The following is a 14,529-nucleotide window of genomic DNA, read 5'->3' on the forward strand; positions in this document are numbered from 1 at the left end:
CACCATGGCAGGTCTTATCAACATTGGCCTGAGTGGGGTGCTGGGGCACCAGAACGCCCTCAACACCACCGGTAACAATATCACCAACGCCAATACGCCGGGTTACAGCCGCCAGGAAGTCCAGTTCGAATCCAGCAGCAGCCGCTACACCACCAATGGCTATGTGGGAACGGGGGTCGATATCGCCAATATCCGCCGGCTGGCGGACCAGTACCTGGTGGACCAGGTGCGCTCGGATACCTCCCTCTACAACGAACAGGAAACCCTGCGCAGTGAGATGTCCCGCCTGGACGACCTGCTCGGCGGCGAGGACACGGGGTTGTCGCAATCCCTGAACAACTTCTTCGCGGCCCTGCAGAACGCGGCGGAGGATCCGGGCTCGTTGCCCCAGCGCCAGCTGGTGCTCAGCGAGGCCCAGAGCGTGGTGAACCGCTTCCAGGCCCTGCAGCAGGAATTTATCCAGCAGCGGGAGCTGGTCAAGACCCAGATGACCGAGAACGTGGCGGATGCCAACACCCTGATCAAGAATATTGCCGAGCTGAACCTGGCGATTTCGGAGTCGCCGGGACTGGCACAGGGTAATCCGCCCAACGACCTGCTCGACCAGCGGGACGAGGCGATCCGGAAACTGTCCGAGATCGTCAATGTGCGGGTGTCGGATTCCGGCGCTGGTCAGGTGAATGTCTCTCTGGCCAATGGCCAGGCCCTGGTGGTGGGCTCGGATTCCGTCCAGTTGGGCACTCGCCGCAATGCAGATGATCCCTCACGGCTCGAGTTCACCCTCTCCGATGGCAACCGTACCCAGGTTATCGACGAACAGATTACCGGTGGCAAACTGGGCGGGCTGCGGCGATTTGAGAGCGAAGCCCTGATGCCAGCGTTTGACGAGCTGGGCCGGGTGGCCGTTGCCCTGCAGGACACCATGAACCACCAGCACCAGATCGGTATGGATCTGGAGGGCGACCTCGGCGGACTGTTCTTCAGCGAGATCAATTCCCGGGAAAAACAGTTGGCCCGGGTCGTGGCCAGCGGCAATAACGCGCCGCCCGGGGATGGTGTGGTGGCGGTGGACATTACTGATACCTCCCGCCTGCCAGCGGGCTCCTGGGCGCTCCATATCACCAGCGAGGACGGTCGCAGCTATGAGCTGGTGGACGAGGACACCGGAAAGGTCGTCAACCAGGGGCGACTGCCAGCGGACCTGCCTGCGGAAATCAACATGCCCGGTTTCAATGTCCGGTTGGAGGAGGGCACCTTCAGCGAGGGCGACCGGTTCCTGATCCAGCCCACCCGTATGGAGGCCGCCAACATCTCCCTGGAAGTGGAGCGGGAGGAAGACCTGGCCTTTGCCAGCCCGGTGCGTGCCGAGGCGGACAGTGGTAACAGTGGCGACGCCACCATCAACCAGGGCGTCATGTTCGATGTCCGCAATCCGAATACCAATGCGCCGCTGTCGGAGTTTTCCACTAGGGGGCAGTTAAATCCCCCTCTTGAAATCCAGTTTACCTCTGATACTGAGTACGAGATTCGGCCTAGCGGCCCTCCGGTAGAAACCGGAACCTATCAGCCCGGCGTCAGTAACAAACTGTTTACCGAGGATCCCTCAGACCCGAACTATCGGGGATTCCAGTTCGAGATCAGCGGCAATCCCCAGGCCGGGGACAGCTTCTCCATCGGCTATAACACCGACGGCTCGTCGGACAACCGTAACGCCGAGATCATGGCTGGGCTGGCCACCAGGAACACCATGAATGAAGGTTCCCAGAGCTTTACCGAGGGTTATGCCGGCCTGGTGGAACAGGTAGGTGTGAAAACCCGGCAGGCGCAACTCGACAGCGAATCCGGCAAGACTCTGCTGGAGCAATCCACCAACCAGCGGGAATCCGTGTCCGGGGTCAACCTGGACGAAGAGGCGGGGCGCCTGATCCAGTACCAGGCTGCCTACAATGCGTCCGCCAAGGTGATGGGGGTGGCCCAGGAACTGTTTACCACCCTGCTTACCACGTTCCGATAGGCCGGTTGAGGTGATTTGAGATGATCAGAATTTCTTCACAGCAAATCTTTTCCGGCGGCATCAACCGCCTGCAGGACCTGAACGTCAACCTGAACCAGACCCAGGAGCAGATCTCCACCGGTAAGCGGGTCAACAATCCATCCGATGACCCGGTGGCGGCGGCTCGTATCCTGAAGCTGGACCAGGAAGTGGGGCGCATCGAGACCTACCAGCGCAATGTGGGCCTGGCGGAGAACCGGTTGCAGCAGGAAGAGAGCTCCCTGAGCAGCATGATCGATATCATCCAGCGGGTGCGGGAGCTGACCGTCCAGGCCGGTAACGGCTCGCTGTCGGCCCAGGATCGCCAGTCCCTCTCCGCCGAACTGGAGCAGCGCCTGGAAGAGCTGGCCGCCCAGGCAAATACCCAGGACAGTTCCGGTTCCTACATCTTCAGCGGCTTCCAGGGTGAATCTCCGGCCTTTGCCAAGAGCGTCGACGGTAAGTGGGTCTACCAGGGAGATGAGGGGCAGCGTAACCTGGAGATCGACGAGGGTGTGAACGTGGCCATCAGTGATCATGGCAAGGAGCTGTTCGTCAATATTCCCAGTGCCGGGCCAACCTTCTTTACCGAATCCCGGCCGGACAACAGTGCATCTGCACGAATTAGCACGGGAGCTGTACTAGACCCGCAAAAGGTGTCCGAACTCTCGCCGACTGACCTTGTAGTAACTGTAGCATCTGATAACACATACCGAGTTACCGAACGAGAGTCTGGCGACGCGGTTTTGCCCGACGATGCGGCGGATCCGTCCTTGCCCTATGTCAGTGGTGAAAGCATAGAAGTTGCCGGTATGCGGTTCGAGATTACCGGCGCGACCCCCCCGCCGGGTGAGACTGACACCTTCTATGTCAAGACCAGCGACAAGCAGTCGGTATTCAGCTCCATCGAGAAGCTGATCTATGGTCTTGATAACTTGCCGAAGCAACCCGAGGCCGGTGCCGTAACCGGGTTCGCTCCGGCGAATGGGGACGTTCTGGAGATTAATGATGCCTCGTTTACCTTTAATGGTACCGAGGGACTGGGCGAGCTTGCCGATCTGATCAACAATTCCGATGATGAGTCGCTGGCAGGCGTCGAGGCGAGGGTTGAAAGCGGTGAACTCAAGCTGATTTCTTCCGGTAGTCAGATCAGTATCAATGCGTCCGGGATGACAGGCGGTACGCTGGAAACTTCGGGCGCCCGTTTTGATGACATCGATCCGACAACGTTTGGCTTGCCAGTGGGTGACCCTGATCGTCTCGACCAGGCCAACTTCATCAGCTCCCAGGCCACCTATGACCAACTGATTGCTGACTCCCTCGGCAACCTCGACAACGCTCAGGAAACCATCCTGCGCACCCAGACCGAGATCGGCGGCCGGCTGAATCAGCTCGAGTCCACCGGCGAGTTCCTGGAAAACGCCTCCTTATACGCCAAGGACATCCGTTCCCAGCTGCAGGACGTGGACTACGCTGAGGCCATCAGCAATCTGTCGTTCCAGAGTTTTGTGCTACAGGCGGCCCAGCAGTCCTTTGCCCAGACCTCGCAACTATCGCTGTTTGACCGCCTGTAAGGGGCACCCGCCGCCGCGGCGGTTGCTTTCAGGCGGCTTGTCATTATAATCCCTGGCTCCTCCCGACCTTGGGAGGCGTTCTTTTGGCGGCGTGGTGAAATTGGTAGACACGACGGATTCAAAATCCGTTGGGGTAAAACCCGTGGCGGTTCGAGTCCGCCCGCCGCTACCACCTTCCCTGGTACAGAGCCTATACCGGGTCCGCCGAATTGGACCTCTCCGGGTCAGCCTGTATAATTCGCGCGGTCTGACTCACGCCGTTCAGCGGTGACCTAACGCCCCTTGTACCCGAGCACGATTCCGGATGAACGTTTCCGATTTCCATTTCGACCTGCCCGACGAGCTGATCGCGCGGTACCCCATGGCCGAGCGCAGTGCGTCCCGGATGCTGTCCCTGGACGGGGTGTCCGGGGCGGTGTCGCATCGGCAGTTCCGGGACCTGCCAGAACTGCTGGCACCCGACGACCTGCTGGTGTTCAACGACACCCGGGTGATTCCGGCCCGCCTGTTTGGCACCAAGGAAACCGGCGGCAAGCTGGAAGTGCTGGTTGAGCGGGTGGTGGCCGAGGATACGGTGCTGGCCCATGTGCGGGCGTCAAAGGCCCTCAAACCCGGGCAGACAGTGTTTCTGGAGGATGGCTCGCAACTGGTCATGCTGGACCGGGACGAGGCGCTATTCCGCCTGAAAACGGCGAATGGCGGTCCGATTCTCGAGCTGCTGGAAAGGGCCGGGCACATGCCGTTGCCACCCTATGTGGACCGACCGGACGAGGGCACGGACCGGGAGCGTTACCAGACCGTCTACGCCCGCGAGGCCGGTGCGGTTGCGGCCCCTACCGCCGGGCTCCACTTTGACCAGTCGATCTTTGACCGCCTTGCCGAGCGGGGCGTGGAAACCGCCTTTGTCACCCTCCACGTGGGTGCCGGTACTTTTCAGCCGGTGCGGGTGGATCGGGTGGAGGACCATGTCATGCACAGTGAGGTTGCCACGGTGCCCGAGGCCACGGTGGACGCCATCCGCCGCACCCGGGCCAGGGGAGGGCGCGTGATTGCCGTCGGTACCACCTCGGTACGGTCCCTGGAGTCTGCCAGCCGCGGCGGCGTGGTCCGCCCCATGCAGGGGGAGACGGATATCTTCATTACGCCGGGGTACCGCTTCCAGACGGTGGACGCCATGATCACCAACTTCCACCTGCCGGAGTCCACCCTGATCATGCTGGTGAGTGCCTTCGCCGGCTACCACAACACCATGGCCGCGTATCGGGAGGCGGTGGCTGAGCGCTACCGTTTCTTCAGCTATGGCGATGCCATGTTCATTACCGGTCAGGAGCCCAGCCTGGGTGCGCTGGCCGACCCGGGAGCCAGTCATGTCTGATCACTGTTTCATGTCGTTCGAGAAGCTGGGAGAGGATGGCAAGGCCCGCCGTGGTCGCCTGACCTTCCCTCGCGGGGTGGTGGAAACCCCGGCCTTCATGCCCGTGGGTACCTACGGTACGGTCAAGGGCATGACGCCCCGGGATATCGAGGCCACCGGCGCCCAGATCATCCTGGGCAACACCTTTCACCTGATGCTGCGCCCGGGTACCGAGGTGATTCGTGCCCACGGCGACCTGCATGACTTCACCCAGTGGCAGGGCCCGATCCTGACGGACTCCGGTGGCTTCCAGGTGTTCAGCCTCGGGGAAATGCGCAAGATCACCGAGGAAGGGGTCAGCTTCCGCTCGCCCGTGGACGGATCGGTGGTGGAGCTGAATCCGGAGATTGCCATGCGGGTACAGCGGGACCTGGGCTCGGATATCGTGATGATCTTTGACGAGTGCACGCCGTATCCCGCCACCGAAAAGCAGGCCCGGGACTCAATGGAGATGTCCCTGCGCTGGGCCGCCCGCAGCAAGGCCGCCCACGGTGACAGCCCGTCGGCGCTGTTTGGTATTATCCAGGGGGGTATGTACAACGACCTGCGACAGCACTCCCTGGACGGCCTGGTGGAGATCGGGTTCGACGGCTACGCCATTGGGGGGCTGTCGGTTGGCGAGCCCAAGGAGGACATGCTGGCGGTACTGGACTACCTGCCCGTGCGGATGCCGGAAGACCGGCCCCGCTACCTGATGGGGGTAGGGCGTCCGGAGGATATTGTCGAGGCGGTGCGCCGTGGCGTGGACATGTTCGATTGCGTCATGCCCACCCGCAACGCCCGTAATGGCTACCTGTTCACATCCACTGGTATCGTCAAGATCCGTAACGCGGGTAACCGTCATGACACCGGTCCCCTGGATACGGAATGTGATTGCTACACCTGTTCACACTTCTCGAGAAGTTACCTGCATCATCTTGATAAGTGTGGTGAAATGCTTGGCTCCCAGTTGAACACCATCCACAACCTTCATCACTACCAGAAGCTGATGGCTGGATTGCGTGGGGCTATTGAAGCAGGTACATTGTCCGACTTTGTGGAATCCTTCTACGCCAAGAGGGGCCAGCCGGTACCGCCCCTGGCATGAACCCGGGTCCCGGCGACCATTTTTTCCGAACAACACTACTTATTGACGGAGACATCCTATGAAAGCAGTAAAAGCCATGTTGGCCACCCTTCTGGCCGCCGCCGTGCCGGGCGTCGCCCTTGCCCAGGATGCCGGTCAGGGCATGGGCGTGATGGGTCAGGTGATCTTCTTTGGTGGTTTCATCCTGATCTTCTACCTGCTGATCTGGCGCCCCCAGTCCAAGCGCGCCAAGGAGCACAAATCGCTGATGTCCGGCCTTAACAAGGGTGATGAAATCGTGACTTCCGGTGGCATGGCCGGTCGTATCTCCCGCGTCACCGACGACTTCATCGTGCTGGAAGTGGCCGACAATGTGGAAGTGAAAGTCCAGAAGGTTGCCGTTGGTGCGGCCCTGCCCAAAGGCACTCTGAAAGACATCTGAACTTACTGACCAGGGAGGCCGCCGTGCAGGCGGCGGCCCGAAGGCGGTCAAGAAAGGGCTCCTATGCTGAACAAGTACCCGCTTTGGAAAAATCTGCTGATCCTGGTCGTGCTGGCGATCGGGTTTGTCTACGCCTTGCCGAACGTTTTCCCCGATGACTACGCGATCCAGATTACCGGCGCCCGCAGTGGCACCGAGATCAGTCAGGCCACCGTGGAGCGTGCAACCGGTGCCCTTGAGGAGGCCGGGATTGCCATCAAGGGAGTTGATCGGGAAGAGCGCAGTGCACTGATCCGTGTCAACAGCTCCGAAGACCAGCTTGAAGCGAGGCCGATTGTTCAGCAGACCCTGGGTGATGACTACCTGGTTGCCCTCAACATGGCCGAATCCACGCCGGACTGGCTCCAGGCCGTGGGGGCGGGCCCGATGAAACTGGGCCTGGACCTCCGTGGCGGTGTTCACTTCCTGCTGGAGGTGGATATGGAGACGGCGGTCACCCAGCGACTGGAGGCCACGGCCAGCCAGATCAAGCGGGAACTGCGCGAGGAGCGTATCCGCTACCGCGGTGGTGAGGTGTCCGAGGACAACCGCATCCAGCTCTCCTTCCGCAATGAAGCGGACCGGGAAGAAGCTTTTGATCTGGTTCGGGGCAACTATAACGAGTTCCTGCTGGACGAACGTACCGAGGGTGATGAGTACCTTCTGGAACTGAGTCTGTCCGAGCAGGAGGTTCAGCAGATCCAGGACTATGCCATCGAGCAGAACCTGACCACCATCCGCAACCGGGTCAACGAGCTGGGTGTGGCGGAGCCGCTGGTCCAGCGCCAGGGTGCCGACCGCATCATTGTGGAGCTGCCCGGGGTTCAGGACACGGCCCAGGCCAAACGGGTGCTGGGTGCCACCGCCAACCTGGAATTCCGGCTGGCGGCGCGACAGGATGCACCGGCGTCCGCCACCGAAACCTACCCATTCCGTGACGAGCCGGGCCGGACCGCCCGCCTGGAGCGGGACGTGATCGTTACCGGTGAGAATGTGGCCAATGCCAGCCAGGGCTTTGACGAAAACGGCATGCCCCAGGTCAACATCACCCTGGACGGTGTTGGTGGCGACCTGATGACCCGTGCCACCCGCAATGCCATTCAGCGCAGCATGGCGGTACTGTTCATTGAGTTCCGGACCGAAACCGAGAAGGAAGTCGTTGACGGCGAAGTGGTGACCACGGAGGAGCGGGTCGAAGAGCGCAGCATCATTTCCCTGGCGACCATCCAGTCCACGCTGGGGTCCAGCTTCCGCATCACCGGCCTGGATTCCATCCATGAGGCCTCGGAGCTGGCCCTGCTGCTGCGGGCCGGCGCCCTGGCCGCGCCCATGTATTTCGTGCAGGAGCGTACCATCGGTCCCAGCCTGGGCCAGCAGAACATCGACGCCGGGTTCATGTCGGTGGTGGTCGGCTTTATCCTGGTGCTGGTGTTCATGGCGGTGTTCTACCGGCTGTTCGGGCTAGTGGCCAATGTGGCGCTGACCCTGAACCTGATGCTGCTGCTTGCCTGCATGTCCATTATCTCGGCCACCCTGACGCTGCCCGGCATCGCCGGTATCGTGCTGACCGTGGGCATGGCGGTGGACGCCAATGTGCTGATCTTCGAGCGGATACGGGAAGAGCTGAGGGAGGGCGCTGCGCCCCAACTGGCCATCAATGCCGGTTATTCCCGCGCGTTCGTGTCCATCGTGGATGCCAATATCACCACCTTCCTGGTAGCCATCATCCTGTTCGCCATGGGCTCCGGCCCGGTCAAGGGCTTTGCGGTGACCCTGAGCATCGGCATCGTCACCTCGCTGTTTACCGCACTGGTGGTGAGCCGGGCGATGATCAATGCACTACACGGAGGCCGGAAGGTCGAAAAGCTCTCGATCGGAGGCAAGCTGGCCAATGTCTGATACCCGTACCGACAAGTTTGATTTCATGAGCCTGCGCAAGGTCTTTGCGACAGTCTCCATACTGCTGGTTATCGCATCCGCGGTGCTGCTGGGTGTGCGGGGCCTGAACTTCGGCCTGGATTTCACCGGCGGCACCTCTGTGGAGCTGGAATACGCCCAGGCGCCGGAGCTGGATGATGTCCGCTCCGCCCTGTCCGATGCCGGTTACACCGACTACGTGGTGCAGAACTTCGGTTCCGACACCCTGGTACTGATCCGGATGCAGGAGGCGGGTGACGACGAGCTCGGCCTGCGTATCCTGGCGGACATCCAGGAGCGGACCGACAGCGATGTCACACTGGTCAGCTCGGAATTCGTTGGCTCCCAGGTGGGGGACGAGCTGAAGGAGAACAGCGGCCTGGGCATGTTGCTGGCCCTGGCGGTGGTGCTCATCTACGTGGGTATGCGCTTCCAGTTCAAGTTCGGGATCGCCTCGGTGATTCCGCTGGCCCACGACGTCATTATCGTGCTGGGCCTGTTCGCCCTGTTCCAGTGGACCTTCGACCTGACGGTGCTGGCGGCATTGCTGGCGGTTATCGGTTACTCGCTGAACGATACCATCGTGATCATGGACCGTATCCGCGAGAACTTCCGCAAGCTGCGGATTGATGATCCCGAGGAAACCGTGAACCGGTCAATCCACGAGACCATCAACCGGACCATCAATACCTCGTTGACCACCTTGCTGGTGCTCATGGCCCTGTATTTCCTGGGAGGGGCCGCCATCAATAACTTCGCCATTACCCTGGCGATTGGTGTGATTGTGGGTACCTACTCGTCCATCTACGTGTCTGCAAACCTGCTGGTAGTCCTTGGCGTTACCCGTTCTGACATGATCGTGCCGCCCAAGGAGGGCGTTGCTGGAGAGCAGCCGGAGGAAGAGGAGCCACCCGAGTGGCTTAACCGGATGTGACGTGTTGCTGTTTTATGGGTGCAAAAAAGCCGGGTCTGGTAACACCAGCCCGGCTTTTTTAGGTTCGCGGGATCAATCTGTCGCGATTCCCGTTTCAGCGGGGCAGTCGCGCCTGGAAAGGGTGCAGCGTACGCAGCACTTCCCGCATCAGCTTGGGGTTGGCAATGGCCAGCTGGCGGGAATCGGTGCTGGCAGGGTTGCCGGAAAAGTCGCTGCTGAGCACGCCGGCCTCATTGGCCAGTGCCAGGCCGATGTCCCGGTCTTCCGGGGTGGGGCGAAACAGTACCACGGCATCCAGGTGGCCCGCCGCGACCCGTGCGATATCCAGTACGCTGCAGCCGGCGCTGCGAAGCTGGCCTGACTGGCTGGCCAGTGTCGCCGACAGCTCGCCCCAGATCAGTGGCTCTTCGGCGCCACGGGCCTGATCCAGCAGGTTGGAGGTGACCACCGCCTCGCTGAGATGCTTGATCTCGCTGGCGCGCATGCGACGGCTGTTGAGGGCCGCACCACGACCACGGCTGGCGGAGTATTCCTCGCCGGTGACCGGGTTGATCAGCAACAGGTTTTCCGTGCGGTTGTCCTTTTTCTGCACCAGCGCCACCACGAATTCAGGAATCCCCCGCAGCAGGTTTTCCGCGCCCAGTACCGGGAAGATATGCCAGCTCAGGGTGTGACCATCGGCGCCGCCGTCGTCCGCCGGGGCGATGTAATGGTCCTTGTAGGCCTTCTGTAGCTGTTCGGCGAAGTTCTCGTAAATCTTGCCGGTCACCCGATCCAGCTGGCGCTGACGATCACCGGGGTCGTTGCCGGCGATGTCCTGGCGTTCGAAGTGGGCTTTCAGGTAATCGGCACCCTGGCGCGCAACGCGCAGGGCCATTTTAATGGCTGGTTGCATCGGACTCTTCAGTATCTGGAGTGATCAAAGGCGCGATCATAGCAAATCGCGGGGGTGCCTTAAACGTTTTTCGGCTTCGTAAAGACCCGCATGGCGGGCTTTTTCGCCGGCATGGCGAGGCCTTATCCGTAGAAACCGGGGCCCAAATATCAATGTATTCTGGTAACATATGTGACCTTTCCATTATTCGCCATGTTAATGCCGGACACAGACTGCCATGCACAAGCCCGCCCTCCCCAGTACCTTTGACCTGCCGGCCCGGGACTATGTCCGTGTGGTTATGGTGGAAACCTCCCACTCCGGGAATATCGGCGCGGTGGCCCGGGCCATGAAAAACATGGGGCTGGGCAATCTGTGGCTGGTCAATCCGGCCACGTTCCCGGATGAGGCGTCCTACGCGCGCTCCGCCGGTGCGTCCGATGTGCTGGACCATGCCCGGGTGGTCTCCTCGCTGGATGAAGCCATTGGGGACTGTGTCCTGGTGATGGGCACCAGTGCCCGTGGGCGCAAGGTGCCCTGGCCGGTGATGTCGCCAACGGATGCGGCCCGTCAGGTGGGCGACTACCACGGCAGGGGGCAGGTCGCGCTGGTGTTCGGGCGGGAGAATAACGGCCTCAGCAATGAGGAGTTGCAACGCTGCCATGTGCACATACACATCCCCACGAACCCGGACTACAGTTCCCTGAATGTCGCCATGGCGGTGCAGGTGATGTGCTACGAAATTCGCATGGAATGCCTGCGGGGTCTTGAAAACAGCGAGAATAATCCACAACTCAAAGCTATTAACTCGCCGGAGGATCCGGGCTGGGATGTGCCACCGGCCACCGTGGCAGAGCTGGAGGGCTTCTTCGATCACCTGGAGTCCACCCTGGCGGAGATCGAGTTCCATCGACGGGATAATCCCCGCCAGTTGATGACCCGGCTGCGTCGCCTGTACCAGCGCGCACGGCCGGACCAGATGGAAGTCAATATCCTCCGGGGCATCCTGACCGCGGTACAGAAATCGGCATCCGGCCAGTCGGTGGGTGCCGGCTCACGACAACAGGACCAGACAGATGTTTGAGCGAATCAAAGAAGATGTTGGCAGTGTATTCGGCCGTGATCCCGCCGCCAGGAATACCTTCGAGGTTCTGACCAATTATCCGGGACTGCATGCACTGTTGTTCCACCGGCTGGCGCACCGCATCTGGAAGGCGGATTTCAAGTGGCTGGCACGGAGTATTTCCACCTTTTCCCGCTGGCTGACCGGTATCGAGATCCATCCCGGCGCCACCATCGGTCGGCGCTTTTTCATTGATCACGGCATGGGCGTGGTCATCGGGGAGACCACGGTGATCGGCGATGATGTCACCCTATACCAGGGCGTCACCCTCGGGGGTACCAGCTGGAACAAGGGCAAGCGTCATCCCACCATTGGCAACGGCGTCGTGGTGGGCGCCGGCGCCAAGATCCTGGGGCCGTTCGAGGTGGGGGAAGGCGCCAAGGTGGGCTCCAACTCGGTGGTGACCAAGGCGGTGCCGGCCGGCGCCACCGTGGTCGGTATTCCCGGCCGTGTGGTGGTCAAGAGCAAGGACGATGGCCGCCGCAAGGACATGGAGGAACGCATGGGGTTCGATGCCTACGGTGTGACCGAGGAAATGCCGGATCCGGTGGCCCGGGCCATGCGCAGCCTGCTGGACCATATGCATGCGGTGGACGAGCGTATCGAGAAGATGTGCACGGCCATCCAGAAGGTCAACCAGGATTACGTGGACAATGGCCGTTTGCCGCCACTGGACGCGGAGGAATTCGATTGTGTCCGGGATGATACCGATGAGCCGGCGGAGAGCCGCTGAGGCAACCCGGGTGCCGGGGAGTGTGCGACGGCGAATACTTGACCAAAACAGTAGGTCAATTCATACTCACCCAGTGTTATCTACTGAATACTCTCAGCCGGGGCTGCCGTTATGCGACTGACAACCAAGGGCCGCTACGCCGTAACCGCCATGCTGGATCTTGCCCTGCATGGTGACGAGGGCCCGGTCAGCCTGGCGGACATCTCGCGGCGCCAGGGCATTTCCCTGTCATACCTGGAACAGCTCTTTGCCCGCCTGCGCCGGGAAAAGCTGGTCATCAGCGTGCGTGGTCCTGGAGGCGGATATCGCCTGAGCCGGACTAACGACCAGGTATTCATTGCCGATGTGGTGGATGCGGTCAACGAGTCGCTGGACACCACCCGCTGCAACCACAAGGGCGATTGCCAGAACGGCGAGATGTGTCTGACCCATCACCTGTGGTCGGATCTCAGTGAGCAGATCCACCAGTTCCTCAGCCGGATCAGCCTCGCGGACCTGATGAACAAGCGCGAGATCCAGGTCGTCGCCAGTCGCCAGGATGGCAAGCCGGGGCCGGAAAACGCGACGGATACCATCAATACCGAGCGCCTGGAAAACCGGGCGCCCGCCTGACACCGCCGACACTGACAGGACCATGAAGACACCCATCTATCTTGATTACGCAGCGACGACGCCTGTGGACCCTGCCGTTGCAGAGGTTATGGCCGGCCACCTGACCCTGGACGGTGTATTCGGTAATCCCGCCAGCCGTTCCCATGGTTTTGGCTGGCAGGCGGAGGCCGCCGTGGAGAATGCCCGCCGACAGGTGGCGCAGCTTATTGGCGCCGATCCCCGTGAGATTGTCTGGACCTCCGGTGCCACCGAGTCGGATAACCTGGCCATCAAGGGCGCGGTATCCGCCAACAGGAAAGAGGGTGTGCGGCCCCACGTCATCACTTCGGTCATTGAGCACAAGGCGGTGCTGGATACCTGCTCGTGGCTGGAAGTGCAGGGCTGTGATGTCACCCGCCTGACGCCGGACACCACCGGCGTTATTTCGTCCGCCCAGGTGGAGGCGGCCCTGCGGCCCGAGACCCTGCTGGTCAGCCTGATGCTGGTCAACAATGAGTTGGGTACGATCAATGATCTGGCGCCCATCGGCGTCATGCTGCGGGAACAGGGTGTCCTGTTCCATGTGGATGCGGCCCAGGCGGCCGGCAAGATGCCGGTGGATGTGGCTGAACTGGGTGCGGACCTGGTCGCCCTGTCCGGCCATAAAGTCTATGCGCCCAAGGGTATCGGCGCGTTGTATGTCCGCCGTTCACCGGATGTGCGCATTGACGCACAGATCCATGGCGGTGGCCATGAGCGTGGCATGCGCTCCGGCACCCTGCCCACCCACCAGATTGCCGGTATGGGCAAGGCCTTTGATCTGGCCGGTGTCGGACTGGAAGAAGAGATGGCCCGTCTGGAGTCCCTTCGCGGCCGCTTCCTGGACGGCATCGAGCCGCTGCCGGGGGTGCGGCTGCACGGCCATCGTGACCGTCGGGTGCCGGGCATACTGAACCTGGGGTTCGAGGGTGTCGAGGCGGAGTCGCTGATGCTGGGGCTGCGTGAGCTGGCGGTATCCTCCGGTTCCGCCTGCGCGTCCGCCACCATGGAGCCGTCCTACGTGCTGACGGGTATCGGCCTCAGCGATGGGGAGGCACACGCCGGTCTGCGGTTCTCCATGGGCCGGTTCACCACGGCGGAAGAGGTGGATTATGCCCTGGAGCAGATCAACACCGTGGTCAGCCGTTTGAGGGAGCGCCGCCGCGCTTCTGCCTGATCACGGGTGCAGGCGTATTCCGGTATTTTCTCAGGGGCCCGCTGTCGGTAGGCAGCCGGCCCCTTACTGCGTATAATCTCAGGCCGGAATTTTGTCCTGAAACCCAACTGGAGCAAACATTATGTCCAATGAGCGTACGCTCTCTATCGTCAAGCCGGATGCGGTTGCCAAGAACGTCATCGGCGAGATCTATACCCGTTTTGAGAAAGCCGGCCTGAAAATTGTCGCGGCCAAGATGATGCATCTGTCCCAGGAGCAGGCCGAAGGCTTCTATGCGGAACACAAGGAGCGCCCGTTCTTCCCGGATCTGGTGGCCTTCATGACCTCTGGTCCGGTTGTGGTTCAGGTACTGGAAGGCGACGGCGCCATTGCCAAAAACCGTGATCTCATGGGTGCCACCAACCCGAAGGAAGCGGAAGCCGGCACCATCCGTGCGGATTTCGCCGAGTCCATCGACGCCAATGCGGTTCACGGCTCTGATTCCGCGGCCTCCGCCGAGCGCGAGATTGCCTATTTCTTCAACGACAGCGAGATCTGCCCCCGCGGCTGATGCTGTCCGGGGCGACTTCGGTCG

At 61.4% G+C, this 14,529-nt stretch carries 13 protein-coding genes and 1 tRNA gene; 13 read left to right on the forward strand and 1 reads right to left on the reverse strand.

The window, feature by feature from the left end:
• Window positions 1–4 precede the first annotated feature (4 nt).
• From flgK to secF, 8 genes are all read left to right on the forward strand, one after another.
• The gene (gene flgK / locus RO069_RS08860) at window positions 5–2,014 is read left to right on the forward strand and encodes a flagellar hook-associated protein FlgK (RefSeq protein ID WP_328186818.1); all 2,010 of its coding nucleotides are present in this window, start codon (window positions 5–7) and stop codon (window positions 2,012–2,014) included.
• Between the two features lie 20 nt (window positions 2,015–2,034).
• Window positions 2,035–3,606: a flagellar hook-associated protein FlgL gene (gene flgL, locus RO069_RS08865; RefSeq protein WP_328186819.1), complete on the forward strand. Its 1,572-nt coding sequence runs from the start codon at window positions 2,035–2,037 to the stop codon at window positions 3,604–3,606.
• 85 nt (window positions 3,607–3,691) lie between these two features.
• Window positions 3,692–3,778, forward strand: a tRNA-Leu gene (locus RO069_RS08870).
• Window positions 3,779–3,910: 132 nt separating this feature from the next.
• On the forward strand, window positions 3,911–4,981 hold the full coding sequence (gene queA / locus RO069_RS08875; RefSeq protein WP_328186820.1) for a tRNA preQ1(34) S-adenosylmethionine ribosyltransferase-isomerase QueA: 1,071 nt from the start codon (window positions 3,911–3,913) through the stop codon (window positions 4,979–4,981).
• 10 nt (window positions 4,982–4,991) lie between these two features.
• Window positions 4,992–6,107, forward strand: coding sequence for a tRNA guanosine(34) transglycosylase Tgt (gene tgt / locus RO069_RS08880; protein ID WP_328186853.1), 1,116 nt, complete (start codon window positions 4,992–4,994; stop codon window positions 6,105–6,107).
• 58 nt (window positions 6,108–6,165) lie between these two features.
• Window positions 6,166–6,528 (forward strand): preprotein translocase subunit YajC, encoded by a 363-nt coding sequence (yajC, locus tag RO069_RS08885; RefSeq protein ID WP_328186821.1) that lies wholly within the window; start codon window positions 6,166–6,168, stop codon window positions 6,526–6,528.
• Between the two features lie 63 nt (window positions 6,529–6,591).
• On the forward strand, window positions 6,592–8,466 hold the full coding sequence (gene secD / locus RO069_RS08890) for a protein translocase subunit SecD (RefSeq protein ID WP_328186822.1): 1,875 nt from the start codon (window positions 6,592–6,594) through the stop codon (window positions 8,464–8,466).
• Window positions 8,459–9,418 (forward strand): protein translocase subunit SecF, encoded by a 960-nt coding sequence (gene secF / locus RO069_RS08895; RefSeq protein WP_328186823.1) that lies wholly within the window; start codon window positions 8,459–8,461, stop codon window positions 9,416–9,418. The genes secD and secF overlap by 8 nt, the downstream gene beginning before the upstream one ends.
• Before the next feature lie 94 nt (window positions 9,419–9,512).
• Here the strand turns inward: secF and RO069_RS08900 are convergent, their stop codons facing one another.
• Window positions 9,513–10,313 (reverse strand): inositol monophosphatase family protein, encoded by an 801-nt coding sequence (locus RO069_RS08900; protein WP_328186825.1) that lies wholly within the window; start codon window positions 10,311–10,313, stop codon window positions 9,513–9,515.
• Window positions 10,314–10,530: 217 nt separating this feature from the next.
• On the opposite strand from RO069_RS08900, the gene trmJ reads away from it, so the two are divergent.
• The 5 genes from trmJ (at window position 10,531) to ndk (ending at window position 14,505) form a co-directional block, all read left to right on the forward strand.
• Window positions 10,531–11,376, forward strand: coding sequence for a tRNA (cytosine(32)/uridine(32)-2'-O)-methyltransferase TrmJ (trmJ, locus tag RO069_RS08905; RefSeq protein WP_328186826.1), 846 nt, complete (start codon window positions 10,531–10,533; stop codon window positions 11,374–11,376).
• Window positions 11,369–12,148, forward strand: a complete 780-nt coding sequence (gene cysE / locus RO069_RS08910) for a serine O-acetyltransferase (RefSeq protein ID WP_328186827.1) — start codon at window positions 11,369–11,371, stop codon at window positions 12,146–12,148. The genes trmJ and cysE overlap by 8 nt, the downstream gene beginning before the upstream one ends.
• Window positions 12,149–12,259: 111 nt before the next feature.
• The gene (iscR, locus tag RO069_RS08915; RefSeq protein WP_328186829.1) at window positions 12,260–12,760 is read left to right on the forward strand and encodes a Fe-S cluster assembly transcriptional regulator IscR; all 501 of its coding nucleotides are present in this window, start codon (window positions 12,260–12,262) and stop codon (window positions 12,758–12,760) included.
• 22 nt (window positions 12,761–12,782) lie between these two features.
• Window positions 12,783–13,955: an IscS subfamily cysteine desulfurase gene (locus RO069_RS08920; protein WP_328186830.1), complete on the forward strand. Its 1,173-nt coding sequence runs from the start codon at window positions 12,783–12,785 to the stop codon at window positions 13,953–13,955.
• Window positions 13,956–14,076: 121 nt separating this feature from the next.
• Window positions 14,077–14,505, forward strand: coding sequence for a nucleoside-diphosphate kinase (gene ndk, locus RO069_RS08925; RefSeq protein ID WP_328186832.1), 429 nt, complete (start codon window positions 14,077–14,079; stop codon window positions 14,503–14,505).
• Window positions 14,506–14,529 lie beyond the last annotated feature (24 nt).

Source organism: Marinobacter sp. OP 3.4 (assembly GCF_036224885.1).
Taxonomy (GTDB): domain Bacteria; phylum Pseudomonadota; class Gammaproteobacteria; order Pseudomonadales; family Oleiphilaceae; genus Marinobacter.